Origin of the sequence: Holdemania filiformis DSM 12042 (assembly GCF_000157995.1) — a bacterium.
GTDB lineage: Bacteria > Bacillota_I > Bacilli_A > Erysipelotrichales > Erysipelotrichaceae > Holdemania > Holdemania filiformis.
Genome location: NZ_GG657562.1, coordinates 1 through 26,451, shown reverse-complemented (window position 1 = coordinate 26,451; position 26,451 = coordinate 1). Strand labels below are relative to the sequence as shown.

General features: G+C 45.2%; 23 protein-coding genes. 17 read left to right on the top strand and 6 right to left on the bottom strand.

The genetic code is table 11. The features are described 5' to 3' along the window. Positions 1 to 237: 237 nt before the first annotated feature. Positions 238 to 747: a hypothetical protein gene (locus tag HOLDEFILI_RS18595; protein WP_050767009.1), complete on the top strand. Its 510-nt coding sequence runs from the start codon at positions 238 to 240 to the stop codon at positions 745 to 747. 91 nt (positions 748 to 838) lie between these two features. Here the strand turns inward: HOLDEFILI_RS18595 and HOLDEFILI_RS16025 are convergent, their stop codons facing one another. The 6 genes from HOLDEFILI_RS16025 to HOLDEFILI_RS16000 form a co-directional block, all read right to left on the bottom strand. Beyond that, the gene (locus HOLDEFILI_RS16025; RefSeq protein WP_006060913.1) at positions 839 to 1,354 is read right to left on the bottom strand and encodes a 3'-5' exonuclease family protein; all 516 of its coding nucleotides are present in this window, start codon (positions 1,352 to 1,354) and stop codon (positions 839 to 841) included. 73 nt (positions 1,355 to 1,427) lie between these two features. Continuing rightward, the gene (locus tag HOLDEFILI_RS16020; protein ID WP_006060912.1) at positions 1,428 to 2,180 is read right to left on the bottom strand and encodes a hypothetical protein; all 753 of its coding nucleotides are present in this window, start codon (positions 2,178 to 2,180) and stop codon (positions 1,428 to 1,430) included. Positions 2,181 to 2,196: 16 nt separating this feature from the next. Next, entirely contained in the window at positions 2,197 to 2,616 is a 420-nt protein-coding gene (locus tag HOLDEFILI_RS16015; protein WP_006060911.1) for a gp33 family protein, read from the bottom strand. 15 nt (positions 2,617 to 2,631) lie between these two features. After that, positions 2,632 to 4,065: a DEAD/DEAH box helicase gene (locus tag HOLDEFILI_RS16010; protein ID WP_208854986.1), complete on the bottom strand. Its 1,434-nt coding sequence runs from the start codon at positions 4,063 to 4,065 to the stop codon at positions 2,632 to 2,634. Then, a complete protein-coding gene (locus tag HOLDEFILI_RS16005) occupies positions 4,022 to 4,261 on the bottom strand; it encodes a hypothetical protein (RefSeq protein ID WP_006060909.1) in 240 nt (79 codons plus the stop codon). The genes HOLDEFILI_RS16010 and HOLDEFILI_RS16005 overlap by 44 nt, the downstream gene beginning before the upstream one ends. A 79-nt stretch (positions 4,262 to 4,340) precedes the next feature. Then, complete coding sequence (locus tag HOLDEFILI_RS16000) at positions 4,341 to 4,730, bottom strand: hypothetical protein (protein ID WP_006060908.1); 390 nt, start codon at positions 4,728 to 4,730, stop codon at positions 4,341 to 4,343. Positions 4,731 to 5,139: 409 nt separating this feature from the next. Between HOLDEFILI_RS16000 and HOLDEFILI_RS15995 the strand changes: the two genes are divergently transcribed. From HOLDEFILI_RS15995 to HOLDEFILI_RS20140, 16 genes are all read left to right on the top strand, one after another. After that, a complete protein-coding gene (locus tag HOLDEFILI_RS15995) occupies positions 5,140 to 6,306 on the top strand; it encodes an ABC-three component system protein (protein ID WP_039865318.1) in 1,167 nt (388 codons plus the stop codon). Continuing rightward, positions 6,290 to 6,523 carry an ABC-three component system middle component 7 gene (locus HOLDEFILI_RS20580; protein ID WP_006060906.1) on the top strand — a complete coding sequence of 78 codons (234 nt, stop codon included), beginning with the start codon at positions 6,290 to 6,292 and terminating at the stop codon, positions 6,521 to 6,523. The genes HOLDEFILI_RS15995 and HOLDEFILI_RS20580 overlap by 17 nt, the downstream gene beginning before the upstream one ends. Beyond that, a complete protein-coding gene (locus HOLDEFILI_RS15985) occupies positions 6,507 to 8,210 on the top strand; it encodes a DUF2326 domain-containing protein (RefSeq protein WP_006060905.1) in 1,704 nt (567 codons plus the stop codon). The genes HOLDEFILI_RS20580 and HOLDEFILI_RS15985 overlap by 17 nt, the downstream gene beginning before the upstream one ends. Before the next feature lie 38 nt (positions 8,211 to 8,248). After that, positions 8,249 to 8,500: a helix-turn-helix domain-containing protein gene (locus HOLDEFILI_RS15980; RefSeq protein WP_006060904.1), complete on the top strand. Its 252-nt coding sequence runs from the start codon at positions 8,249 to 8,251 to the stop codon at positions 8,498 to 8,500. Further along, positions 8,497 to 9,126: a DUF1819 family protein gene (locus tag HOLDEFILI_RS15975; RefSeq protein ID WP_006060903.1), complete on the top strand. Its 630-nt coding sequence runs from the start codon at positions 8,497 to 8,499 to the stop codon at positions 9,124 to 9,126. Before HOLDEFILI_RS15980 ends, HOLDEFILI_RS15975 begins: the two co-directional genes overlap by 4 nt. Before the next feature lie 15 nt (positions 9,127 to 9,141). After that, positions 9,142 to 9,699, top strand: a complete 558-nt coding sequence (locus HOLDEFILI_RS15970; protein WP_006060902.1) for a DUF1788 domain-containing protein — start codon at positions 9,142 to 9,144, stop codon at positions 9,697 to 9,699. 17 nt (positions 9,700 to 9,716) lie between these two features. Beyond that, the gene (brxC, locus tag HOLDEFILI_RS15965; protein WP_006060901.1) at positions 9,717 to 13,259 is read left to right on the top strand and encodes a BREX system P-loop protein BrxC; all 3,543 of its coding nucleotides are present in this window, start codon (positions 9,717 to 9,719) and stop codon (positions 13,257 to 13,259) included. A 10-nt stretch (positions 13,260 to 13,269) separates the two neighbouring features. Then, positions 13,270 to 16,749, top strand: coding sequence for a BREX-1 system adenine-specific DNA-methyltransferase PglX (pglX, locus tag HOLDEFILI_RS15960; RefSeq protein ID WP_006060900.1), 3,480 nt, complete (start codon positions 13,270 to 13,272; stop codon positions 16,747 to 16,749). A 14-nt stretch (positions 16,750 to 16,763) separates the two neighbouring features. Beyond that, positions 16,764 to 19,367, top strand: a complete 2,604-nt coding sequence (gene pglZ / locus HOLDEFILI_RS15955; protein ID WP_006060899.1) for a BREX-1 system phosphatase PglZ type A — start codon at positions 16,764 to 16,766, stop codon at positions 19,365 to 19,367. A 17-nt stretch (positions 19,368 to 19,384) separates the two neighbouring features. Next, positions 19,385 to 21,448, top strand: a complete 2,064-nt coding sequence (brxL, locus tag HOLDEFILI_RS15950) for a protease Lon-related BREX system protein BrxL (RefSeq protein WP_006060898.1) — start codon at positions 19,385 to 19,387, stop codon at positions 21,446 to 21,448. A 12-nt stretch (positions 21,449 to 21,460) separates the two neighbouring features. Then, positions 21,461 to 22,303: a S1 family peptidase gene (locus HOLDEFILI_RS15945; protein WP_006060897.1), complete on the top strand. Its 843-nt coding sequence runs from the start codon at positions 21,461 to 21,463 to the stop codon at positions 22,301 to 22,303. Continuing rightward, positions 22,290 to 23,291 (top strand): restriction endonuclease, encoded by a 1,002-nt coding sequence (locus HOLDEFILI_RS15940; protein ID WP_006060896.1) that lies wholly within the window; start codon positions 22,290 to 22,292, stop codon positions 23,289 to 23,291. The genes HOLDEFILI_RS15945 and HOLDEFILI_RS15940 overlap by 14 nt, the downstream gene beginning before the upstream one ends. A 134-nt stretch (positions 23,292 to 23,425) precedes the next feature. Continuing rightward, complete coding sequence (locus tag HOLDEFILI_RS15935) at positions 23,426 to 23,815, top strand: hypothetical protein (protein ID WP_006060895.1); 390 nt, start codon at positions 23,426 to 23,428, stop codon at positions 23,813 to 23,815. A 42-nt stretch (positions 23,816 to 23,857) separates the two neighbouring features. Beyond that, positions 23,858 to 24,484 (top strand): SIMPL domain-containing protein, encoded by a 627-nt coding sequence (locus tag HOLDEFILI_RS15930; protein WP_368670240.1) that lies wholly within the window; start codon positions 23,858 to 23,860, stop codon positions 24,482 to 24,484. Between the two features lie 116 nt (positions 24,485 to 24,600). Next, positions 24,601 to 25,038 (top strand): AlbA family DNA-binding domain-containing protein, encoded by a 438-nt coding sequence (locus HOLDEFILI_RS20145; protein WP_208854988.1) that lies wholly within the window; start codon positions 24,601 to 24,603, stop codon positions 25,036 to 25,038. A gap of 276 nt (positions 25,039 to 25,314) precedes the next feature. Then, the gene (locus HOLDEFILI_RS20140) at positions 25,315 to 25,743 is read left to right on the top strand and encodes a winged helix-turn-helix transcriptional regulator (RefSeq protein WP_208854985.1); all 429 of its coding nucleotides are present in this window, start codon (positions 25,315 to 25,317) and stop codon (positions 25,741 to 25,743) included. The last annotated feature ends 708 nt before the right edge of the window (positions 25,744 to 26,451 follow it).

Here is a 26,451-nt window from a genome sequence, read left to right as displayed (position 1 = left end):
TAACAGATGAGTGGAGTGAGTTGATGGATTTGTATGAAAATAGAATCCTTGAAATTATTCGTAGTGAAGGAACAGAGATTCCAACAAAGGGTCGTATTGTTGTCCTGGCACCATTTATGAAGAAATACGGATATGAAGACAAAGGTGGATGGTGGATAAAAAACTCGGATTAAATTTGTATTCGCGAAATTTACATGTGATGTTATGACAAAAATTGGACTCAGGAGGAATATAGATATGGCCGACAAGCAGACAGAGGATCAACTGTACAGAGTAGTTTGTAAAAATGGTAGCCACCTAAACACTAAGTTAAATCCAGATGGCTCAAAATCAGCATTGCAATTCAAAGATGGAAATAATGAATTGAGCGGACCAATTGATTTAATTGAGGTTTCTGAAGATGAACTGATAAGAACCGAATACATTCATGCGTCACAAAAAGAGCGGACGTTATGTGAACAACTAGTTGATGAAGTGGTTATTCCAGTAATCAGAGATGTAATGACCCAATTACTGGAATATGGTTCCGAAAAAGCTGAAATATGGTTAGAAGATAAGGTTGTTCCAATGGCAAAAGCAAAGCTGAAGGTGGGGTGGGATAACATAAAACTACTTGCTCCGGCTTCCTGCTGTTTCTGCAGCATGATTTCTTTGTTAGCCGGAATGTCATTATATTTCATAATGCCGACCAGCACTGCCGTAGGAGATTCCAACTGTTCAACGATGACACGGTGCTGCGGCAGATAACGGTCAAACCAGTGATTGAACTTATAATAAAGGCGCAGCGTATAATCTGAATCAGCACAGGCGTAGCGGATGGTTTCATATTCCTGCGGACTCATCTCGTCAAAATGCCTTTCATCGTTACGCTGGTAAAACTGGGCATCTCGGCTCCAAACATTGTGGTAGCCAGCAGCTTCAAGCAGCTGGCGTGTAAACCACGGAACTCACACTTGGATTTGAGGGGCAACTGGGATGCAGCGATAGTATCGTAGCAAGGCATCTGTACGATGATGTTTTTGGCATACAGAAACATTGCCTCAAAGGACAGGTTGTGCGCAATTTTCACGATGTTAGGATTTTCAAACACCTCTGTTTTCAGAAACGTCCACAGCTCATCCTGCTTTTCGCAGTTCTCACCGATGCGGTGTAGCAGAGGAACATTGCTGGCGTCTCCCTCGGTAGTGGAAAAGCTGACACTTACGATATGTAACTTGTGGGCATCCAGTGCAGCTTTTGGTTCTGTACGGTAAGCAGCATCGGATGTGGTCTCAAAGTCGAACGCAACTGGAGTGACTCCTTGCAAATATCTTTTGATTGACGGCAAATCCGTCAGTGTACGGTAATTCAGCATGATAGCTCCTTTCCAAAAAGCCCTGCACCAGCAAGACAGCGATGGCTGCCTCACTGGTGCGGCTTTCTATGCTTTAGGCGAGAGGTTCGATGATTTCGCCAGTTTCCGGGTCAACATTTTCAGGGATAGTTTCGTCAGTGTCATAACCGACATTCTGACTCAATGCCTTAACCTGCTCAGTCAGCGTGGAAATGAGCGCATACTCCTCGGCGGTCAGACTGCAGTCAACAGCAAACTGTGCCTGCGAGTAGGTAATGCCGCTGTTGTTGGTGGCTTTCTTCAGAGAGAAGCGGGTCACCACAGAATTGCTCTTATTCCCCTTGGACAGCTGGCGCATCAGATAACGGGAGAAGTCTTTCAGGGAGCCAGTCGGCAAGGAGAGAATCATCGGGAAGATTTCACCTTCACGCAAAAGGTAAATGCGGCGACGATTTTTGCAGGCTTTGGCGTTGCCATTTTCCCCAGAACCAAATTCGTTAAAGGGACAGGTCTTGCTGCTGCCGCCTGGATTACCAACACCCGTCACGCCATCAAAGCTGCCGCAGTCCGGCGGATTGGAACCTCCGGTGTAGGCATCCTTATAATAAGAATTCAGCGGATGGTGGAACAGGATGACGGCAGAGAATTCCTTCACTGCCTCAGGCTCGTTAGGGTCGTCACCGGGGATTTCAAAGATGGTGGTGCCGCCAGCCGGGATTTTGATACGTTCGAAGGTGGCGTTCAGCCCCTCCATCTCTTCGAAAATAGCGGAAGCAAAGTCGAAGTCCTGCAATGCCAGAAAGCCTGCATTCTCCATCGGGGTCAGTTCAGTGTTTATTGTACTCATAAGTCATATCCTCCTTTTATTTACGGGTGCTTTTACGAACACCAACGGTCGTTTTTTCAAATACATTGACGAGTCCATCCTGCCAATCCGGGAGAGCATCGTCGTTTTCAGCAATCTGCTCCTTAACTAAAGCGGAGAGGCTTTTGGCATTGACAGTTTCATAAACCAAATTTCCGAAGCCCTCGCTGCGCAGTGCTGAGAACAGTTCGTCTTTGCGGTCGGCAGTAGCGGAAGCATGGGTCTTGGTGGTAAGAGAAAACATCACACCTGCGTGGGTAAAATTCTGGGTTTCAGATTCAGTCATCATAGTGGCGAGCTGATAGTCGGCGGTTTCGATGGCAGCGTTGATTTCTTTCAAGTGCGCCTCGGCATCCGCCTTTTCATCACGCAGAGCCTTGAACTGGTCTGCGAGGACAAACATTTCATTGTTTTCCATAGGTAGGAACCTCCTTTACATAAATGGGTTAAAGCCGTTCCGGTAGTCGTCCACGAGGGTCTTTGCAAGACTGGCCTTGCTTTTCAGTGCCTTCAGCACCTTGGTGTCAATGGTGCCCTCAGCGGTGAGATACAGATAGGTGCAGGGGAATTTTTGTCCGGCACGGTGGATACGGGCTTTGGTTTGCTCGAAATTGCTCATGGAGTAGTCAAGGCTGTAGAAAACCATCGTGCTGGCGGCGGTAAGAGTGATGCCCATACCAGCGGTAGCAATTTGACCGACAAACACGGAAACCTCCGGGTCATTTTGGAACTGAGCAACCTGCTCGTCCCGATTGTTTACACCGCCCATGATGAGCGAATGGCGGATGCCTTTCTTGCCGAGCATTTTGCAGATAGCATGGAGTTCCGGGATGAAGCGTGCGATGATGACCAGCTTTTTGCCTTCCTGCAGGGAAGCATCTACGATATCTTCCAGAACGGACATCTTGGCGTTACTGACCTGCTCTGCTTTGCTGCTGTCATCGCTGCAGATAAATCCACCTGTAAGCTGGTTTAAACGAAGCAACCGGGTCAGAACATTGGTTGCGGTAACTTCACCGTCGCTTAACTCGGCAAAGGACTCGTCCACCAGATTTTTATAGAGCTTCATGGCAGCGGGCTCCAGCTGAACAGGGCGAATGATATCTGTGGTTTCCGGCAGGTCGAGGCATTCTGCTTTGGTCACCCGATATGCTACGCTGTGCATTTTGGCGGTAAATTCTGCTTCCATTGATTTCTTCGTGATCGGAGTGTGATTGCCATAGCCAGTCATGAAAAAGTAGCGGTTACGGAACGGATAAAAGTTTTGTCCGTAGATGCTGGGATTCAAGAACTTGTACTGGCTGAAAATGTCGATTGCCTTGTTCGTGATTGGTGTTCCAGTAAGTAGCAGCCGATATTTGGCTCTGACACCCAGTCTGTGCATTGCTTTGGAGGCGGATGTGCTATGGCTTTTGAGCTTGTGCCCTTCGTCGCAGATAATAAGGTCTGGCTTCCATGTGGCAACTGCATCTTCCATGCGCCACACACTTTCGTAATTGACCACGGCGATGGAAAGGTCTGTTGAAGAGAGTTCCTGCAAGGTTTGCTTTTTCTTTTCCGTAGAGCCGGACAGCACTGCCAGCTCATAAGGGTAATCAGCAAACTTGGCAAATTCCTCTCGCCAAACGGTGGTGATGGACAGTGGCGAAACCACAAGAACTCGTCGGATTCTTCCACTGCGAAGCAACGCTCCTGTGATACCGATGGCGGTTAGCGTTTTTCCGGTACCCATTTCCATGAGCAGTGCCACGCCGTTGCTGTGGATTGTGGACGGCAGGAGACCAAAACGCTGAAGAGCGAATTCGTAGGCTTCCTGCTGGTGCTTATAGGGTGGTACTTTGATAGGCATCCGGGTCAAGGTATCCATGCTGATTGCCTCCTTCCTCTTGGATTTCTTTGATAGCCAGTGATTCCACCGAGTCGCCGGGAACCAGAATGGTCAGCCTTTGCTTTTTGCCGAGCAGTAAGCGGAGCAGACGCTCACGAATGTTGATGCAGCGGTAGCTGACGACACCGGGATTGGCGGCTGCCTTGGAAACACTGATGGTCAGATTGTGCTTCATGTTATTTACACCTCGCTTTCCGAGGAGAGTTGCCTCCTCGTTGTACGGACATTTCCGTGGTGTTTTGAGGGGGTGTTTTTTAGTAGAATTTCAAAAACTTTTTTCTGGCAGCTTCGATAGACTCTCGAATGGTCTTGATATCCTTGTCCTCCCGACGGGCAATCTCCCTCATGGAAAGACCTGCAGCCAGCATCATCATGCGGCGTTTCTGTACCTCGCTGAGATGGGAAAAAGCATCCCAGATTTTTTTGTTGCGGATTTCGGCATCGTCGCAAAGCGCATCGGCGAATTCTCCGGTGCCATATTCTTTGCCTTCGTATTTGATGGCATCAATGGAATAGCAGTAGCGACGATGTTTACGCTCCGCAGAGTTCTCCACACGCCTACTGTCAACAATCACGGCACCGATTGCATCTGCAACCTCGACCTCCGTGTGCTTTCCGTCCAAAAACTTGTAACTGATTTTCATAAAAAATGACCTCCGTTTCGTTGTGATTCCGAAACAAAGGTCTTCATGGGTGCAGCAAAACAAACCGGGATGGGAGCTTGCAGCCTTACGAATTGCTTCGTTTCGGTTGCAGCCGCACTTCCGGTGGTTGGATGCAATATTCAGTTGTTACACAGCTCCGGACACCCCTGCAGAGGTGCGCTGTGATAGAAAATGATGCATTTTCGCATCGCTAACTAAAGTTTTGCGATGGCAAACGAAAAATTGACAAACGGATAATTTGTGATATGCTGTTTAAAGTGTATCTTTGTATCCAAACCGTCGTTCATTTTCTATGGTTTTATTATACTTAAAATTAAAATTTGACCGTGTCTCACTGTACATGGTTGTACAGGGTTTTACAGGTTTCGTTCTTAGGGAGGTGTCCTACTTGCAGGAAACAGCATTTCAGAAGTTTGCACAAACACTTGCTGCATATTTTCAGGGAGAGAAATCTCCGGAAGAATTTACAAGGGAGATGTTTGACCACATTTATGCAAATCTTGAAGATGATAACCCTTTGGATGATGTGTCAGAAAGAAGCTATAGGGGCTATTTTTATGGCGAGAATGATATAACAGCTTTGGCAAAGAAAATTGCAAAAGAGTTGGATACGGTACTTTTTCCATCATTTGTAGAAACTGAATACGATGAAACTATTGAGGACATTTGTAAGGTTTTCAAAGATGAGTGTCCCGGTATAAATTCAGATAACTATGGAAAAAAGCTTGGAGAACGATTAAAAGAGATAATTATCCAAGCAGCTACACCAAAACGAAAAAAGAGAAAGTCCCCATCCGCTGTGATAAAGGCGGATGAGGAAATGAAAGAAATATCAGTTTTGTCTTCAGCTTCACCACTGAAAGAAAAATATGGTGTTCTTCTGGTAGCAGAAGAAGGTAGTGTTTGCCCTTGTGATGGCTGCAGCAAACCTCTATTTATGAATGTGAACGGGCATTTGGGGCTGAATTTTGATGTTGCTGTTATCGACCCAGAGAAACCGGAAAACGATACAAATAATCTGGTGGCAATGTGTCCTGAGTGCTGTGCAAGATATTCTATTGGAAGGGCTCCAGAGTCTGTGCAAAGATTACAGGAGATAAAAAATCACCTCATTGACCTGACGGATTCCAGAGAACTTGTCGCTACACAGAAAATTGATGAAGGCGTGAGACGTGTATTAGAAAAGATACCATCCATTTCCAAACCAAGAGATGTGGATTTGAATTATGACCCAGTAGCACTACGGCAAAAAATCGAAGCAAAAAACCTTCTTCTATATGTAAGAACACAGGCACAGGTAAATATATATTTCAATGCTGTTCATGAGATATTCCAGCAGCTTAGCAAAGAAGGAAAGCTCAGATTCAAGCCATTTTGTAATCAGGTGAAAATCACATATCTTAATCTGAAAGACAAAGGCTATGACCAACAGCGCATTTTTGATGAAATGGTCGATTGGCTTCAAACCAGTACAAACGAGGAAAGGGGTTCGTGTGAGGTAATCATCTCTTACTTCATACAGAAATGCGAGGTGTTCGATGTTATTACCGAATAAATTATTTTCATATAATCAAAGCATTCTTCCAAAGTTTCCAATTGTTTTGTCAGCATTGAAGGGTAAACCAATGGGAGTACATGAGCTGTATAAAAAAGTGATTAGAAAAATGTCCGGTGTAAACGAATTTATGGAGACATTGGATTGCTTATATGCCCTCGGTAAAATAGAATACGATGAGAAGAAGGAGGTGCTGCGCTATGTTGTACGAAATTGAGTGTTCTAAATTTGCGACAAGAGTGAATGGAAAGTTTGTTCCTCGTGGAAAAATACGATTCCGAGAAGGTTTAAATACTGTTCTTGGTGACAAGGCAGCACAGAACTCTATTGGTAAATCCACATTCCTTCTGATTATTGATTTTTGTTTTGGCGGAGGAGATTACGTCAATGAAAAAATTTCAAATGCAAAGGAAAATGTTCACACCCATACGATAAATTTTGCTTTCAAATTTGGTGACAGAATCGATTATTTCTGCCGTTGCACCGCCACACCGGACGAGGTTGGCATTTGTAATGAACGGTATCAAATTATCGACACACAGTCGATAGCAGAATTTAGAGATTATTTGAAGAAAGCGTATGAAATCACATTGCCAATAATCTCATTTAGAGATATTGTCGGACGTTATCTACGAATTTATGGTAGGGAAAATTATGCAGAACGATTTCCGCTTAAATATGGCGATGAGCCAGTTGCCGATGCTATTATTGCATTGGAAAAATTACTAAATGTTTATGCTTTTATCCAAGAATACAAAGATGTTTATGATAATAGAGCAGCTCGAAAAAGTGCAAGAAAAAAGGCAACGGATTTAGGCGAGATGACTAATGTTGCCAGAACTAGAACACAGTATAAAGCGAACGAAAAAGAAATAGCTGTGCTGGAGAAGCAGCTTGAGGAATTGGTAAATCATGAAGATGCTGACTTGTCAGGTACGAATGTTGCTAATGTTGACAAAGCTGCAGAAATAAAAGGCAGGCTGACGGTGCTGACAAGAAAACGCTCACGCCTGCGTTCTCAGTTGAATTCTGTAAAAGCCAACATGGAAGGTGGTCTGGTGCCGGGAGAAGATGACCTGAGTGAATTAGCAGAATTCTTCCCCGAAGTAGATATGCAGAAACTATCAATGATTGACAATTTTCATCGTAAAATGCACACCATTCTCACTGGCGAAATGAGCGAGGAAATTGCTCATTTAGAGGTTCTAATTGATGCTGTTAGTGATGAAATGAAAAAACTGGAGGAAGAGCAGCGACAGCTTGGAGTGCCTGTAAACATTTCTAAAAAGTTCATGCAGAAATATGTAGAGATGCAAAGGCGAATTGATATTTTGACGGCACAAAACAGGGGCTATAATGCAACGACTCAATTAGCGGCAGAAACTAAGGTGGCAAAAAAGAACTTGGAAGATGTTCGTGAGCAGCAGCTGAAAGAAGTGCAGGCAAGCATTAATCAGGAAATGACGATACTAAATGATTTTATATACGATGGAAAACGCTATGCTCCAGAGATTTCTTTTGGAAACGGTCGTACTGGTAAACCAACATACGAATTCGAAACCCTGGGTGATAAGGGTGCTGGGACGAACTTTAAAGGACTTATTATATTCGACCTTGCAATGCTTCGTTTATCACAGCTTCCTGTTATTGCTCATGATTCAAATATCTTCAAGAACATTGCAGACTTGCCAATTGATAAAATCATGGAATTGTATAAGCAGAGTAAAAAGCAAATTTTTATCGCTTTTGATAAAGAAAATGCGTTCTATGAAATCACAAGAAACATTGTCCGTGAGACAACAGTTATTGAATTAAAGGCGGATGGTGGAGAACTGTTCGGCTGGTCTTGGGCTGAGAAAAATCCGGAAGAGAAGAAAGTGGAAACAGAAACGACTGAAAACTAACTATTAATTTTGTATTTGTTGATATATGGAGGTACGAGATGCGTATCAGCTATAACCCGTTGTGGAAACTACTTATAGATAGGGAAATGAATAAAAAAGAATTAAGGGAATTAAGTGGTATTAGTACAGCTTCTATTGCGAAACTCGGTAAGGGTGAGAATATCACAACAGATGTACTGTTAAGAATTTGTACGGCATTGAATTGCCAAATCAGCGATATCATGGAGACTGTTCCCGATGCTGAATCAGAGGAACAGAGCGATAATGCTGATACAGGAGGAATTGAATGACACAAAAATCGAAGGCAGCACTGCAGAGCGCAAGCCCATACAATGCTGCCATAACCAGAGAACAATATTTATTTTATGAGGTGCGTACCACCGCCAAGCTGCTCACAGAAGGCTTGAGCGCAGATGAGGTGGCGGAGCGCATCGTTTCAGAGAATCTGTTTCAGTATCCCACAGAGAAGTCTGTCCGTAAGATGGCACTTGCCTGCCTGCGCAGACTGGATGCTCTGCAGGACGAGACGCTGGTACAAGCGATTGCTACACAGTCGTCCGATGTGGCAAAGCAGATATGCCTGTATGCCATGATGAAACAGTATCGACTTGTATGGGACTTTATGGTTACCGTGATTGGAGAGAAGTACAGATTAAAGGACACCTCTTTTGGTAAGATAGACTTGAACGTATTTTTCATGCGTTTACAGGAGCAGGATGACTACGTTGCAACTTGGAGTGATTCCACGGTCACCAAACTAAAACAGGTGCTGCAGAAGACGCTGGTGGACAACGAGTACATCGACAGCACAAAAGCGGAGCATTTGAATCCGGTGCTGATTTCTCCTGTGCTGGAGAATGCAATACGAAGCAATAACGATGATGCTGCACTGGTGGCATTTAACTGCTTCATGTAAAGGAGGTAGCCGAAAGTGAGCGACTTAAACGAGCGATTAGACAAGGTACGAGAACTGTTGAAAGACCCGGATTTCTTGGAAAGCCGGGGACTCAGCAATGAAGTCAACATCCGTATTTTTTGTTATCATCCGCAGGATGAGATGATCATCCAGCATTTTGTGCGGCAAATCATGACAGACCAGACCTTGCCTTGCCACTTGCTGGAGAGAAATTTATATAAAATCTTTCTGAAAGCTTGCGAAGAGAAACGAATCTTAGATAAGATTCCGGCAATGGAAGAGAAAAAAGGAAAAGGTCAGCTGGCGTTACAACTGGAAAAAGGGATTCCGGTGCAGTCCTATGTGAATCTGATTTGCGGCGATTCCTTAGAGACGGACGATGTCCTGCTGCTCACAGGCGTTGGCGATGTATTTCCGTTCATGCGCATTCATAAACTGCTGGAGGCTTTGCAGCCGAAGGTGGGCAACGTGCCAATACTGGTGATGTATCCGGGAGACTTTGACGGCAGGCACGTAAAATTATTTGAGATATTACCTGCGAACCCCTATTATCGGGCGTTCAATGTGGTATAGAAGGAGGAACCGCTGATATGAAAATTCAAAATATGTTCGTTGATGACATCAACCGAAAAATCAACGGCGTCATCAAGGTTGACCAAGATGCAGACGACGTTCTGGTTCAGGAGCTGAACGAGTATGTCATCACCAAGGAACTGAAAAAACACTTCATCACATTTTTTAATTATTACAGCGATTCCTTTCAGGAGCCGACTGCGGATACCGGAGTATGGATTTCCGGTTTCTTTGGAAGTGGTAAATCTCACTTCCTGAAAATGCTGTCCTACATTTTAGAAAACCGTTCTGTCGAAGGGGTACCTACGGTGGAGCGTTTCCGTAAGAAATTTGAGGATGACCCTGCCACCTTTATGTTGATTGATAATTCTACTAAGTGTGAGACAGAGACCATCCTTTTCAATATAGATATTGAGGGTTCCATCAATAAGGACAAGACCGCCGTGCTGCGTGTCTTTGCTAAGATGTTTTATAACCATCTGGGCTTTTATGGTGAAAACCTGAAGGTTGCCAAGCTGGAGCAGTTTATCGCCAAGCGTGGCAAGACTGGGGAGTTCCGCCGTGTATTCGAGGAGAAGAATGGTGGCAGCTGGGTTTCCACCCGCGATACCTTTGCCTTCTTTGAGGATGATGTGGTGGAAACGTTGATGGAAGTCCTCGGCATGAGTGAGACCGCTGCACATAACTGGTTTGATGGTACCGAGACCACCGAAATGAGCATTGCACAGCTGGTTTCGGAAATCAAAGACTATGTAAATACCAAGCCTGCCAACTTCCGTATGCTGTTCATGGTGGACGAGGTTGGACAGTATGTTGGCGCAGATACCGACCTGCTTTTGAACCTGCAGTCCCTGATTGAAAAAATCGGCAGCGAGTGCGGCGAGAAGGTCTGGGTTGTTTGCACCGGGCAGGAAGCCATCGACGAAATTATCAAGACCCGTCAGGATGAGTTCTCCCGTATTCAGGCACGTTTCAAGACCCGTCTGTCTCTGTCCTCTTCGGCAGTAGATGAGGTTATCCAGAAACGTATTCTGAATAAAAAGCCGGAAGCTACCCAGATGCTGGAACAAGTATATGACAAGAATGATTCTGTACTTCGTAACCTGTTTAGCTTCACCGATTCCGTGCTGGATATCAAGGGCTACAGCGGTGCCATGGAGTTTGCAGTGAATTTCCCGTTTGTACCGTACCAGTTCATCATCATGCAGAAGGTGTTCTCCGAGGTGAGAAAGCATGGCAATGCCGGAAAGCACTTCTCCGGTGCGGAGCGTTCCATGCTGTCCGGTTTCCAAGAGGCAGCACAGAAGATTCAGGACAGGGACGAGTATGCGCTGGTTCCGCTGTTCCGTTTTTATGACACTGTACATGGATTCTTGGATGGCTCTATCCGCCGGGTTATCGAGCGTTGCGCTAAGGCAGCAGAGGACGGTAACGGCATCGAGGCTTACGACGTGGATGTGCTGAAGCTCCTTTATCTGGTGCGCTACATAGACGACATCAAAGCCAGCATTGATAACATCGTCATTCTGATGGCAGACGATATCCGGGTGGACAAAATCACCCTGCGTGAAAAAGTAAAAGCCTCTCTCGACCGTCTGGACAGCCAGAACTATATCGGACGGACTGGCGATACCTATAACTTCCTCACCGATGAGGAGCAGGACATCGCCCGTGAGATTAAAAATACCAATGTGGATACCGCTTCCATCGTGGAGCGCATTGCCCACATGATTTACGGTGATATTTATACCACGAAGAAATATCGCTATGGGAAATACGACTTCTCCTTTGACCAGATGGTGGACTCCACAACGGTCGGAGCAGTCACTGGCGGTATGCGCTTGCGCTTCCTGACCATCGCAGCAGATTCTAACGAGCGTCAGGAACTGCGACTGATGACGGATTCCAACGACTGTGCCATCGTTGTTCTGGCAGAAACGTCTTATTATGAACTGCTGGAAAACGCCATGAAAATCCGCAAGTATGTGAAACAGCGCAATGTGGCGCAGCTGGCAAAATCCGTGCAGGACATCATTCGTGACCAGCAGGACGAAGCTGGCAAATATGAGCTGCTTGCCAAGGAAAAGCTGGAGGAAGCCATTGTCAGTGCGACCTTCTATGTGGATGGTGAGCGCATTGAAATCAAGAGTGGCTCCGCTGTATCGAAAATCGAGCAGGCGCTGGAATATCTGGTGACCCATGTATACAGTGACTTGAACCTGATAACCAAGAATGCAGAATCCGATGCAGACATCGCTGCTATCCTGACCGGAGCTGTGCAGCAGATTCCCGGCACGGAAGATAACCGGGACGCTGCAGCCAAGATGGAAGAATATCTGGAAATGCAGCACATGAAACGCCTGCCTACCTCGATGGCAGATGTCCAGAGCAAGTATCAGGGCATCCCCTATGGCTGGAAGGAAATCGACATTGCAGCGGTGGCAGCATTACTTATTTACCAGCAGAAGGTCACCATCAAGTATGGCGGCGTCACCATCCAGCCGGATAATAGCAGACTGCCGGATATGCTGCGTAAGAAGAGTGAAATCGGCAAGGTTAGCATTTCCAAGCGGCAAATCGTGTCTGTTTCCAATATGAAGGCAGTCAAGAGCATCCTGCGTGAGTATTTTGATGTGATGGATGTGCCGGATGACGAGGACGGACTGGTTGCCTTTATCGTGAAGAAATTCACCGAACAGAAGGAGCATTACGAAAAGCTGCTGGCACGTTATACAGGGCACAAGTATCCTGACCACAATAAGGTGTCCGAAGCTATCAGTCTGATGCAGGATGTCCTCTCCCAGCAAAAGGATAATATCTCTCTGATACAGCGTGTGTTGGATGATGAAAATAAACTGTTTGACAGCAAAGATGACTTGCAGGGTGTGGAGGGGTTCTTTGCCACACAGGTGACCGTGTTCGATGCGGCGGTCAAGATGGAAGAAGACCTGCGCAATGACCTGTCCTACCTGCAGCGTGAGGAGGAAGCAAACAAGGCTCTGGGGCAGATTCGTTTGATTACGATGACGCAGACCGACAGCCGCACCGTGTATAAGTGCATCCCAGAACTGAATGGTCTGATGGCAACGGTGAAAGCTGGACATGATACACTGCTGGCTGCCAAGCGTGAGGAGCTGTTGGAAATTGTGCGCCAGTGTATGGAAGAAATTCATACCACCGCAGGCGGCGATGTCAACTGCAAGATGATTATCCAAAAATCGGATACCTTCTTCACCCAGTGCAAGCAGCGTATTGCCGAGCTTCAGAGCTTGGCTCTGCTGGATGGTATGGTGCCGCAGATGTGGTCGTACAAGGATGACAGCGTGGATAGGCTGGAAACCATGAAGCAGCCGTCGAAGCCTGTTGACCCGAAGCCACACATCAATCCTGCCACTCCGCCGAAGCCTGCACCGAAGAAGCACATCAAAACCGTGTATCGTCAGGCTGCCTTCCCGTCCAAGGTGCTGGAAAGCCAAGCGGATGTGGATGCCTATGTGGAACGGATGAGAGCGTACTTGAATGCTATGTTGAAGGACTGCGACGGCATCAAGCTCAACTAAGGAGAATGTTATGGATAAAAATGCGATAAAGAAATATGCTGTCTGGGCACGAACAGAGTTGATTGAGCGTGTGCGCCAGAGAGCGTTGAAATATGAGGTGGCAGCTGATGCCGATGCCAATGCCGACAGTGCATCCGGCAAGGTGCTGACTGACATTGAAAAAACACAGCGTGCAGCAGGCATTGCCCGTATGCGTGAAAAAGGCTATGAGTATGTGATTGAAGAGGTCGCATACACATGGTTCAACCGCTTTGCTGCCCTGCGCTATATGGAAGTGAACAACTATCTGCCTACAAGGGTGCGTGTGTTTACCGATGAGAACGGTAATTTCAAACCACAGATTCTTGCCGAGGCTATCCACCTGGATTTGGATGGACTGGACATGGAAAAGGTCTATGCCCTAAAGGAAGCAGAAAACAACGACGAGCTGTATAAGTATCTGCTTATCACCCAGTGCAATGCACTGAGTGCTGTTTTGCCGCAGATGTTCAAGCCAGTGGATGAACGCTGTAAAGAAGAAAAGAACGATTATACCATTCTGCTGTTCCCGGACAACCAGCTCCGGGAGGGCAGTGTGGTTGAGCAGATGATAGCAAAAATCCCGGAGGATAACTTTGATGTTAATTCCGAAAATGGTCAACTTGAAATAATTGGTTGGTTGTATCAATATTACATCTCGGAAAGACATGAAGAAGTCGTTAATATTAGTAATAAGGGAGCGATAAAAAAGGAGGATATCCCGGCGGCAACGCAGTTGTTTACGACGGACTGGGTGGTTCGCTATATTGTTGATAATTCGGTGGGGAGATATTGGATTGAAAGAAATCCAGAATCAGCATTGGCAAATGAGTTGGAGTTCTATGTAAGACCGCAAAACTTATCATCTCTTGAAGCACTAAAAAAAGTTTCACCGGAAGAAATCACGTTTTTTGACCCCTGTATCGGTTCCGGACATTTTGCAATTTATGCATTTGATGTTTTGATGAAGATATACACAGAATATGGGTATTCACAAAGAGATGCAGTTGCAGCAATTGTTGAGAAAAATATATACGGTTTGGATATTGATGATAGAGCTTCTCAGCTTGCTTACTTCTCTATCATGATGAAAGCGTGTCAATATGATAGACGATTTTTTACTCGAAACATTCAGCCACACATTTTGTCTATAACCGAAAGCAATCAATTGGATTCGTATTGCGTGGATTACTTCTGCAACGGTGATACTTCACTTAAGGAAATGATGAGCGAAATTGAAAAATGTATGCATAATGCAAAAGAATATGGCTCATTGCTTACAATTCCAGATTTAGATTTTTGTAAATTGCGTATTCGATTGGAAGAAATTAAAGAAGACATTAGTATTGTCCGGGAGGCAACGATAGCACAGATTAAACCATTGATTGATGTGGCAGAGATACTATCCCAAAAATATGCGATAGTTGCGACCAATCCCCCATATCTCAATAGATACAATGAGACACTGAAAACATTTATTTTGGATAAATATAAGGATTATTCTGGCGACTTGTTTAGTGTGTTCATGTACCATAATTTTAATTTCACGTTGCCTGATGGTTATTGCGGTTTTATGACTCCGTTTGTGTGGATGTATATTAAATCTTATGAGAAATTAAGGAAATACATCATTAATAACAAAGGGATTGCTACCTTGATACAAATGGAATACTCGGCATATGAAGAAGCTACTGTTCCTGTTTGTGCATTTGTGTTAGCGAACGAATGTGATGTGGAAGTTGGAGAATATTTCGATTTATCAAAATATGTAGGTGGCATGGAGGTTCAGAAGAAAAAAGTATTAGAGGCAATAGCGAATCCGAAATGTGGATATTTCCATGAATTTGAGAAAAGAAATTTTGAAAGAATAGATGGAAATCCTATAGCATTTATGGCAAGCGAACGATTGTTGCAAATCTTTGAAACCGCAAAACCATTGAAACAAATTGCAGAGCCAAAAGTCGGATTGCAGACAGCCAAAAATGATATTTTCTTAAGATTGTGGTTTGAATGTGATTTTACTAAAATCGGTTTTGGTTATACAAATTTGGAGGATACACAAAACGGTCTGCATAAATGGTTTCCGTATAATAAAGGTGGAGCATTCCGAAGATGGTACGGAAATAGAAATTATGTAATTAACTGGGAAAATGATGGCGAAAAAGTTCGTGTATATCCGGGAGCAGTTATTCGAAATCCACAGTTTTATTTGAAACCTTGCATTACTTGGTCGGATATTACAAGTGCATCATTTTCAGGGCGTTATTGTGAGGGAGGGTTCCTTTTTGATGTAAAAGGGTCGAGCGGATTTCCGGAAGTAAAAAATTTGAATTATGTGTTAGGTTTTCTAAACTCGAAGATTTCGCAAAAATGCATTAAAATACTGAATCCGACGATATCAACACAAGTGGGTGACATGGCAAGAATACCTGTCTATTTTGAACAATCACACAAAGAAGAAATTGACAGATTGGTATGCGAATGTATTGAAATCAGCAAAAGGGACTGGGATTCAGATGAGCTGTCTTGGGACTATAAGAGGTGTCCCCTTATACAAAAAAATATGACATTGCAGCAGGCATATTCTTCATGGAAACAAAAAAACGAGGCGAGTTTTGTAAGATTAAAGTCTAATGAAGAGCAGCTTAATCAAATCTTTATAAACATATATGGTTTAGGGGGTGAGGTGACTGCTGAAGTTGATGATAAATCTGTTGAGGCTTCGTGCAAGCACATGACAAAAGAACAAGCTGTGAAAAGCTTGATTTCCTATGCTGTTGGATGTATGTTCGGTCGTTATTCACTTGATAAGGAAGGTCTTGTTTTTGCAGGCGGAGTATGGGACACTTCGAAATATAAAATCTTTCCTGTTGATAAGGATAATATAATTCCAATATGCGATGATGAGTATTTTGATGATGATATTACGGGTCTGTTCGTTAAGTTTATTGAAACTGTTTATGGAAGAGATACATTAGAAGAAAATCTTTGTTTTGTTGCGGATGCATTGGGAGGACAGGGAACGCCTAAAGACATTATACGTGAGTATTTTGTTAGTGATAAAGGTTTTTATGCAGACCATTGTAATATGTATACTGTGACTGGCGCAGGGAAACGCCCGATTTACTGGCTCTTTGACTCCGGAAAAAAGAACGGCTTCAAAGCACTGGTGTATATGCACCGCTATCAGCCGGATACCATCGCCCGGATGCGCACCGACTATGTTCACGAGCAGCAGAGCCGTTACCGCACCGCTATTACCGATTTGGAGAATCGCATCGTAGATGCCACTACTTCTGAACGTGTGCGCCTGAATAAGCAGCTTTCTAAGCTCCATGACCAGAGCGAAGAAATCCGTAAGTATGAAGAGAAAATCCATCACCTTGCTGACCAGTATATTGCAATTGACCTTGATGATGGCGTGAAAGTGAACTACGCAAAGTTCCAAGATGTGTTAGCAAAAATCAAGTAAAGGAGGTGCCGAACATGGCTTTATTGGATTCAGAGCAGGTATCGCAAGACCTGAACCGTCGGTTTGCGGCACCCTTGCCGGAATTTTACTACCGCCGGATTATTTTCTGGAAGGACGATGACCGGGAGTTTGAGGATAAGTTGCCGGAAATCACGCTGGAAAATGCCACGCTGGTGGCACTGAACGGGACAAACAATTTTGCTGTGAAAAAGCTGCTGACGGTGGACGATACCACAGGCAACTACCTTGTGTACTGCCCGGAGCCGCTTGCCGATGAGGAGAACTGGTTGCTTCCCCTTGAGCTGTACAGCGAGGAATACCGTGCCGACCTTGTTTCTATGTGGATGGATGAAATGGGCATGGACAACACGGCTTCTTTGCGTAAGCAGGTCAAGGCATACCGTGGCTTTTTCAAGATCAAAGGACACCGCACCAAGGTTGCCAATCTGAAAAAGCAGGTGACGACACCTGTCCAGTTGCATCTCGCAGTGATGGCGGTGCTGTGCGGCTTGAAGGACTTTCAGCCAAACGGTATCCTCCGGGCAGTGCTTACAGCCGGAATGAATCAGGATACCAACGGCATCTACCAGAAGTTCGTGGATGCAGGTGCCAAGGATGCGTTTTGGGCGATGGCAGCACAGGTTTCCGGCTATCGGGAGGAAGAATGCGACATCAGCAGGCTGGCAACCCATATCCTGTTGACCGCAGCCACCAGAACCATGCGCCCAGACCATTTGGCAGGGCTGGATGGCTTTATCTCCAGTCCGCATCAGGCATATTGCTATGACTTTGTTTCTGAGTGGATGCATAGCGATGATAATGGGCATCTGTTCGAGCTGGCACGGTATGTGGAAGAAGAACTGCGTCTGCCATATCGCTTTAGCAAACTTCCGGTGGAGGAACTGGCAGAGACAGAACTGTTCCCATGCATCAATGAATGTATTCTTATCAACCTGATGACGGAAATCAGCAACCAGATAATCAACGTGGATACCATCATAGCAATGGTGGAAAAGCGTCGTACCTGTGCTTGGTTTGAATTGGTGAAGGATTATTACGAGGGCATTTTGCAGGTGGCAAATATGCAGGCGTTCTTTCTTGACCACTCTGCAGGGTTCCACACTGTGGAGGCACGAGGCGTCTGGAAAGAATATACCGAAGATTATTATAAGATGGACACCTATTATCGTCAGTTCCATTGCAGCTTTGCCCGGAGCTTAAAGACCTCCAATCCTCTGTTGGACGACCTGTTTAAGCACGTCGCCGATAAGGTGGAAGGGCTTTATGACAACTGGTACTTAGGGCAGCTGGGCAGCAACTGGACGATGGCGGCAGCAGACGAGCTGGCTCAGTATGGTCGCATTCTGGAAGTGCCGCAGCAGGTGGATTTTTATAAAGATAAAATCAAAAATGCAGACACCCGTATGTTTGTCATCATCTCGGACGCTTTACGCTACGAGGTGGCGGCAACCCTTGCCGAGCAGCTGCGCCGGGAGACGCAGGCAAAGGTGGATTTGAACAGCTGCAGTGCTATCTTCCCAACAGTCACGAAGTATGGCATGGCGGCATTGTTGCCCCACAAGGATTTGACCGTGGAAGAGAAGACAAACGGTCTGGCGGTTTATGCGGACGGCACCAGCACCGATGCCGGATACCGAGACGCCATTTTGAAGAAAGCCAATCCTGCCAGCATTGCTGTGAAGTATAAGGACATCGTGTTGATGAAGCGGCAGGAACGCAGTGAGCTGATTAAGGGTAACGAGGTCGTTTATATCTACCATGATAAAATCGACGAGACCAGCCATACAGATGAAGCTCTGGTGTTCCCGTCCTGCGAGGATGCCATTGACGAAATCAAGAATATGGTGCGCATCATCGTGAACGACTTCGGTGGCGTAAATATTATCATCACTGCTGACCACGGGTTCCTGTATACCTATAGCCCTCTTTCCGAGGACAGCAAGGTGGATAAAACCACGGTGGGAGAAGAAGATGTGGAAGTGGACAGACGCTACCTTGTCACCCGAAAAGGTGCAAAACCGCAGTATCTGCTGCCAGTGAAGTTCGTGGCGGATGATGCCGGGTATGATGCCTTTTCCCCACGGGAGAGCATTCGCATCAAGAAAAAGGGTGGTGGCTTGAACTTCGTGCATGGTGGCATCAGCCTGCAGGAGATAGTCGTGCCAATGGTGGAGTACCATTACCTGCGTAACCAGACGAAGGAGTACCAGCGTAACAAGAAGAAATACGATACAAAGCCTGTGTCACTGAATCTGCTTTCTGCCAACCGGAAAATCGGGAATTTGATTTTCTTCCTGAACTTCTATCAAAAAGAAGCGGTGGGCGATAACCGTGAAGCAGCAACCTATCTGCTGTATTTCGTGGATTCGGAAGGAAACCAAATCAGCGATACGCAGAAGATTATTGCAGACAAACAGACGGAAAACAATCAGGAGCGCACGTTCCGCTGCAGCTTTAATTTGAAATCTCTGAAATTCAGCAACAAGGAGACTTACTATCTGGTCATCGCTGATGAATCGGGATTGCAGTTGCTGCAGCGTGAGGAGTTTACCATCGATATCGCCTTTGCGGTGGATGAGTTTGACTTCTTCAGCTAAAATCGGGAGGAACTGCTATGGAATCAACAACTGGGGGCGAAAGTTCCCGTGAAATCATAAAGGACAAACTGCGCCAGAACTTTGATGGTAAAATTGTCCGTAAAGACCTGACAAAGAAAATCAAGGAAGGTGCCAATGTACCTGTTTACGTCCTTGAGTTTCTGTTGGGGCAATATTGTAGCTCGGATGATGATGAAGTCATCGAACAGGGCGTACAGAATGTAAAGCGGATTCTGGCGGATAACTTTGTCCGTCCGGATGAGGCACAGAAAATACTGTCCATGCTTCGACAGCGTGGCAGCCACACCGTCATCGATAAAATCACGGTTAGCCTGAACATCAAAAAGGATTGCTATGAAGCGGAGTTCTCTAACCTTGGTTTGAAGAACATTCCCATCGGTGAGGAGTATCCGACAAAGTTCGACAGGCTTCTCTGCGGCGGTATCTGGTGCATCGTGCAGCTGGATTATGAGTATGTGGAGGAAGATAAAAAGAACGGTACACCTATCCGCATCCGCAAGCTAACACCAATTCAGATGCCCCATGTAGACATTGATGAGTTGAAAGCAGGCAGAAAAGCATTCACAAAAGATGAGTGGATGGATGTGCTTCTCCGTTCCATCGGCATGGAGCCGGACGAATTACAGTACCGGGAGAAATGGCTGCTGCTGGCTCGTATGCTGCCGCTTGTAGAAAATAATTTCAATTTGTGTGAATTAGGACCTCGTAGTACAGGGAAATCACACTTATTTAAAGAAATCTCTCCGAACAGTATTCTGGTGTCCGGTGGGCAGACCACGGTAGCCAACTTGTTTTATAACATTGGAAGAAAGACTGTTGGTTTGGTTGGAATGTGGGATTGTGTTGCCTTTGACGAGGTGGCAGGCATCAACTTCAAAGATAAAGACGGCATCCAAATCATGAAGGACTACATGGCATCCGGTTCCTTTGCCCGTGGCAAGGAAGAAAAGGCTGCCTCGGCTTCAATGGTGTTTGTGGGCAATATCAATCAGAGCGTGGATGTGCTGCTGAAGACATCCAGCCTCTTTGACCCGTTCCCTCCAGAGATGGGAACCGATACCGCATTCCTTGACCGTATGCATTGCTACATACCGGGCTGGGAGATTCCAAAGTTCAGACCGGAGCATTTCACGGAAGACTATGGATTTATCACGGATTATCTGGCGGAGTTTATTCGGGAGCTGCGCAAGGAACAGTATGGTGATGCCCTCGACAAATACTATCGTCTGGGCAAGAACCTGAACCAGCGTGATACCATTGCGGTGCGTAAGATGGTCGGAGGCTTCCTGAAGCTGATATATCCAGATGGCGTGTTCACCAAAGAAGAACTGGAGGAAGTGCTGCAGCTTTCCTTGGAGATGCGTCGCCGTGTCAAGGAGCAGCTGAAAAAGCTGGGCGGTATGGAGTTCTACGATGTGAATTTCTCCTACATCGACAACGAGACCTTTGAGGAACACTATGTGTCCGTGCCGGAGCAAGGGGGTGGTAAGCTGATACCGGAGGGGATGTGCAATCCGGGTCAGGTCTACACGGTATCGCAGGGCAAGTCCGGCATGATAGGCGTGTTCCGCTTGGAGAGCCAAATACTGCCGGGAAGCGGCAAATTTGAGCGCACAGGCATTGGCTCTGACAGGGATTGCAAGGAAGCAACGAACACGGCATTCAATTTCCTGAAGGCAAATGGGAGTCGTATCAGTGGCTCGATTAGTACAACGACAAAAGATTATATCATCAATTATCAGGATTTACAGGGTATCGGAATGACCAGTAAGCTGGCATTGCCTACCCTCATTGCTCTTTGCTCCATCGCTCTTGGAAAGCCTGCGCTTGGGTCACTGGCTGTACTGGGTGAAATCAGTATCAGCGGTACGCTCATCAAGGCGGATGAGCTTGCTAACTCCCTGCAGGTGTGTTTGGACAGTGGTGCAAAGAAGGTGTTGATACCAGCGACTTCGATGATTGACTTTGCCATGGTGCCGCCGGATTTGATGAGCGCATTTCAGCTCATCCCGTACCAGAGTGCGGAGGATGCGGTGTTTAAGGCATTGGGCGTAGAATAAGGAGGTGCAGTTATGTCATTAATACCGAAAGTTTATATGGAAGCGGTTCTATCTATTGGAACACGAAGCAATGCAGGTATCAACTGGATTGGAACAGGATTCTTCGTTGTAAAGATAATTGATGATGATAAATATCAACCCTTTATGGTAACTAATAGACACGTACTTGATGGATTAAGTAGTGTAGTTATCAGGTTAAAAGAAAAAGATACAGGGAGACTTAGAATTATTGATATGCCTATAGTCGAAAATGGAAAGAAGTTGTATTCTATTCATAGTGATGATAGCGTGGATGTTGCAGTAGTTCTAATAAACGGTGGGTTCATAACAGAAAATAATTTGGAATTTTCAGCGTTTAATATTGATGACAACACTTTGACATCTACTCAATTTTTGCAAAAAGGAGGAGATGAAGGGTCATACATATATATGTTGGGATTTCCTATGGGATTAGTTAACGCTGATTCAAATGCACCAATTTGTCGAGGAGGCTGCGTTGCTCGTATCGACTCAACAGAGATACTACGTAGTAAGAATATATTATTAGATATTCAAAATTTTCCTGGAAATTCAGGAAGTCCTATAATTTCACGTCCAGAAGTAGTTGGAATTGGGGATACTCCAGTGTTGAATCAGTGCGCACTGATTGGTATAATACATGGTTATTTGCCATACAAAGAACAACTGATAAATAGTCAGACACATGAAGTGGTTGAAATTAGGAGTGAAAACAGCGGGATTGCTGTTGCAAATCCCGCGGAGTTTATTCAAGAAGTGGTAGAAATCGAGATGAAAAGGAATTATGCAGATACAAGTGATGCAGGGCAGGAGGTGCAGCGACATGGCTTACGATGAAAAAAGAATCTGGGGCATCCATACAAAGGACGACAATATGTTCTTGCAGAAAAGCGTGATTGCTATCGGCTGGAAAGACATGGGCGACCTCAGTAAAATCGAAGCGAGCCGGGAGGCTTTTAAGGAACACTATATGCAGGTATATCCTGATGCTAAAAAAGGTAGTGTTGCCAATGGCGCAGGTATGCTATACCGCTTTGCCCATGAGGTTCAGGTCGGAGATTATGTGGTATATCCGTCCAAGATTGACCGGATGATAAATCTCGGAACCGTGGAAAGCGAATACATCTATGATGGTGATGCCGTGGAGTATGTGCAGCAGCACAAGGTAAAATGGCTCAAACACCTGCCTCGTACTGCTTTTTCACAGGGAGCTTTATATGAGATTGGCTCGGCGATGTCCTTCTTTTCCGTGAAGAATTATGCAGATGAGTACCTTGCTGCTTTGGATAAGAACTTTAAGAAAACAGCCGTCACAACGGACACTGAAGAGGATGAAAGTGTCGGAGCGACAGCAGAGGAAATCGTGGAATCTACAAAGGATTTCATATTGAAGGAACTCAGCAAAAATCTGAAGGGCTATGATTTGGAGGAGTTTGTTGCTGACCTGCTTAAAGCAATGGGCTACCGGACAAAAGTATCTCCACACGGCGGTGACAGCGGAATTGATATTGTCGCATATAAAGATGAACTTCCTCCCCGAATCATGGTGCAGGTAAAAAGTCAAGATGGCGACATAAAGGAAACCACCATCCAATCGCTCAAAGGTGCGATGCGTGAGGGTGATTATGGTCTATTTGTTTCTATGTCCAATTACACAAAGAACGCAAGGAAATACTTAGATAATACACCTATCATCCGTGCTATCAATGGCACAGAGCTGGTGGATTTGATTTTGAAGTATTATGAAGACCTGAGCGAAAAATACAGAAAGATGATTCCGTTGAAACGGGTTTATATCCCGGTGACGAAGGAAGACGCAGAGTAACCTCTGCAGTGTGAAAGGAGCCGCCTATGACATGGGAAGAATATTAAGATAGATATCTGGATTGGGCGGCCAGCACACAGGTTAGTCGTATTTCTCAGATTACCACCTTTGGTGACCCCAGTCAGATTTGGGAAGTGGCACAGAACTATTTAGATGTGAAATCTGCCAATCGTCTGATTAAAAAAGCGGTGTTGAATGGCGTTCATTTCACCGGAGAGCAGCTGACAGATATGCTTTACTATGTGGACATCGATGTTGTAAATCAGGCGTTGAAGTCAGCAGCATTACCGCTTTCGGAAGATAATATTTGGACATTACATGGTGTGGTGGATGATGCTATTCTTTCTGAGGTGGCACAAAAAAGCGGTGTGTCCTTAGATGATGAATTTGTTATTGAGGAACCACCAGTAGAAACAGCCAAGCAGCGGCGAAAACGACACCGGGAAGAGCTCTTTGAAGGAGCTGGAATGACCATGATGATGGATATCTTTATAGATGACTTGTTTGGTAAGAAAAAACAGTGAGGTGAAAGGTATGGCAAGAACAATAACAGTAAAAGGCATAGGGTGGTCTCTACTCGTCCGGATTTTGTGATACTCACGATGAAGCTGGAGGCGAAGGACAAGGAATATGATAAGGCGATGGAGCTTGCCGCAAAGCAGCTGGAACAGCCGAATACCAGCCTCACAGCGATTGGCTTTGAAAAGGAATCCGTGAAGACGACGAATTTTCATGTGGATACGGATTACGATAGCTACAAAGACAAGCTGGGCAATTACCAGCGTGAGTTCAGCGGCTTTGTGTGTCGCCACAATCTGAAATTGTCATTTGATTTTGATATGAAGCGGTTGTCTCAGGCATTGGCAGCGAGTGCTACCTGTTTGGCACAGCCGGAACTGAGCATTGCATTTACGGTTAAAGACCCGACCGCAGTGAATGATGCGCTTCTCCGGGAAGCCACAATAAATGCGAAAAAGAAAGCGGAACTGCTCTGTGAAGCATCCGGTGTAACGCTAGGGCAGTTGCTTACGATAGATTATAATTGGGGCGAATTGAACATTTACTCCGACACCAGATACGATATGGCAGAGGATTGCCTCATGGCGTTGCCGACGTCGGCAACGTCCATCGATATTGAGCCGGATGACATTGATGTGAGAGACACTGCAACCTTTGTGTGGGAAATCATATAAAGTCATAGGATTGTATCAACTAAGCAAGGGAATGCTAATTTTAGGAGGTGGCTGCACTATGGAAGAGCCAAAACATAGGATGGAAAGAGTCGTGGCGTGACGAATATCTGAAATGAATATGCGGATTTGTCAATGCGCAGGGCGGCAAAATATATATCGGTACACGGGATGATGGCACAGTCATTGGAGTGAAAAACTCTAAGAAGCTGTTGGAGGATATTCCAAACAAGATTCAAAACAAATTAGGAATCGTGGCAGATGTAAATTTGCTTACCAAGGATGGCTTGGATTACATTGAAATCGTAGTGAGTCCGTGGTCGTTTCCGGTAAATTACGATGGAGAGTATCATTATCGCAGTGGCAGCACAAAACACCTGCTTCGTGGCAATGCTCTGATCAATTTTCTGATGACAAAGACTGGACTGAAATGGGATGCCGCCACGATTTCAAATATTGGGATTGATGATTTGGATATTTCAAATGCAGAATTGCTGGAGAAACTGGACTTGGTGGCAGACGGCAAACTTAAACGTGCCAGAGCTTTATGCTTTTAACGGGAGCCGGAGAAGATCATCAGTGGCTGCTATGTAAAAATAGGAAAATTTGAAGGCAGTGAACTGTTGTATCAGGATGAGGTGCAGGCTTTCTGCTTATCATGGCAGACAGAGTGATTGACCTGATTTATCTCAAGTACCTGAAGGCTGCCATTTCGTATCATAAAGAAACACGGGTATAAACCTATCCTTTTGCCCATGATGCGGTACGTGAGGCTGTTTTCAATTCCCTTATCCATTGCAATTGGGCAGACAATGTTCCAGTGCAGATACGAATTGAAGACGATGCCATGTTTATCAGCAATTGCAGTATGCTGTCGTACCGGATATATTGAAAGCTGGGGACGTGGTATTCAAAAAATCATTGATGCCTGCAAAAACCTCGGTGCGGACGACCAAGAGTACATTGTCAGCGGCGGAGATATTATGGTGAAATTCACTGCACTCCAAAGCGCCAAAGTACCAGATTCCAAAGCTCCAAAGGGTCACGATGAACCTTTGAAAGAACCTATGGAGGAACCTTTAGAAGAAAAGATTCTTCAGGTTTTGCGGCATATACCAAATTGCACATATGATGAGCTGACTGAAGCACTTGGAGTATCATGCAGCACGGTGAAAAAGTCAATCAAGCAGCTTTCTGAGCATGACAAAACCGTGCGCAAAGGTGGTAAGAAATACGGATATTGGGAAGTTCATGAAGAATAAACGGAAGTTTCAGTTGTAAAGAAATACTTGATAACGGATGTTGGCGAAACCAATAAAGTGGTTGTTGCAGATTTTGCAATAACCACTCAGTATATTAGGTTGAGACGATAAAGCACCGGGTCGAGACGATGCCAAAATTGCTGTCTAAGAGGGTGCGATTTGCCAATGGTACACAGCGGCATTATATAAGGAACCGTGGGAAAAGATGTGTCGGCTGCTTCTGAGAGATGGGGGCAGTTGATATGTTTCCCGGAACGTAAAATCCGTTGGATTTGTTTCCGCAAACAGGCGAAGGAAAAATGTACTTACCAGATGCGCTGACATTCATCTGAAGCTTCGTGCCATGTGGAAACGGTTTGCCTGCTGTCTAGGTAATCCCAGTAAAGCAAAAGGATTCAGGGATTTGAGGTTGATATGCAGGCGTGTTTTTTTGCTGAGTGAGATGCAATATGTTTCCTGTTGCCGTGGTGGGGTAAGGAGGGTGAACGTTTTGGTGAAAAGTCAGGATATCATTAGTCAGGAAAATGGGGATAGGTCTTAAGCAATAAGTGCATTGAAAGACACCTTATTAATTTAAAGTTTTTCGGTAATATAAAATCTTGTAGGGTTTTTAGAAAATGAGCTATAAAATCGTATAGGGTTGGAAAAAGAAAAAATGGATAGAGCGTCGACGCTGTAAAGAGCGAAAAGACGAAATATCCATTTTTA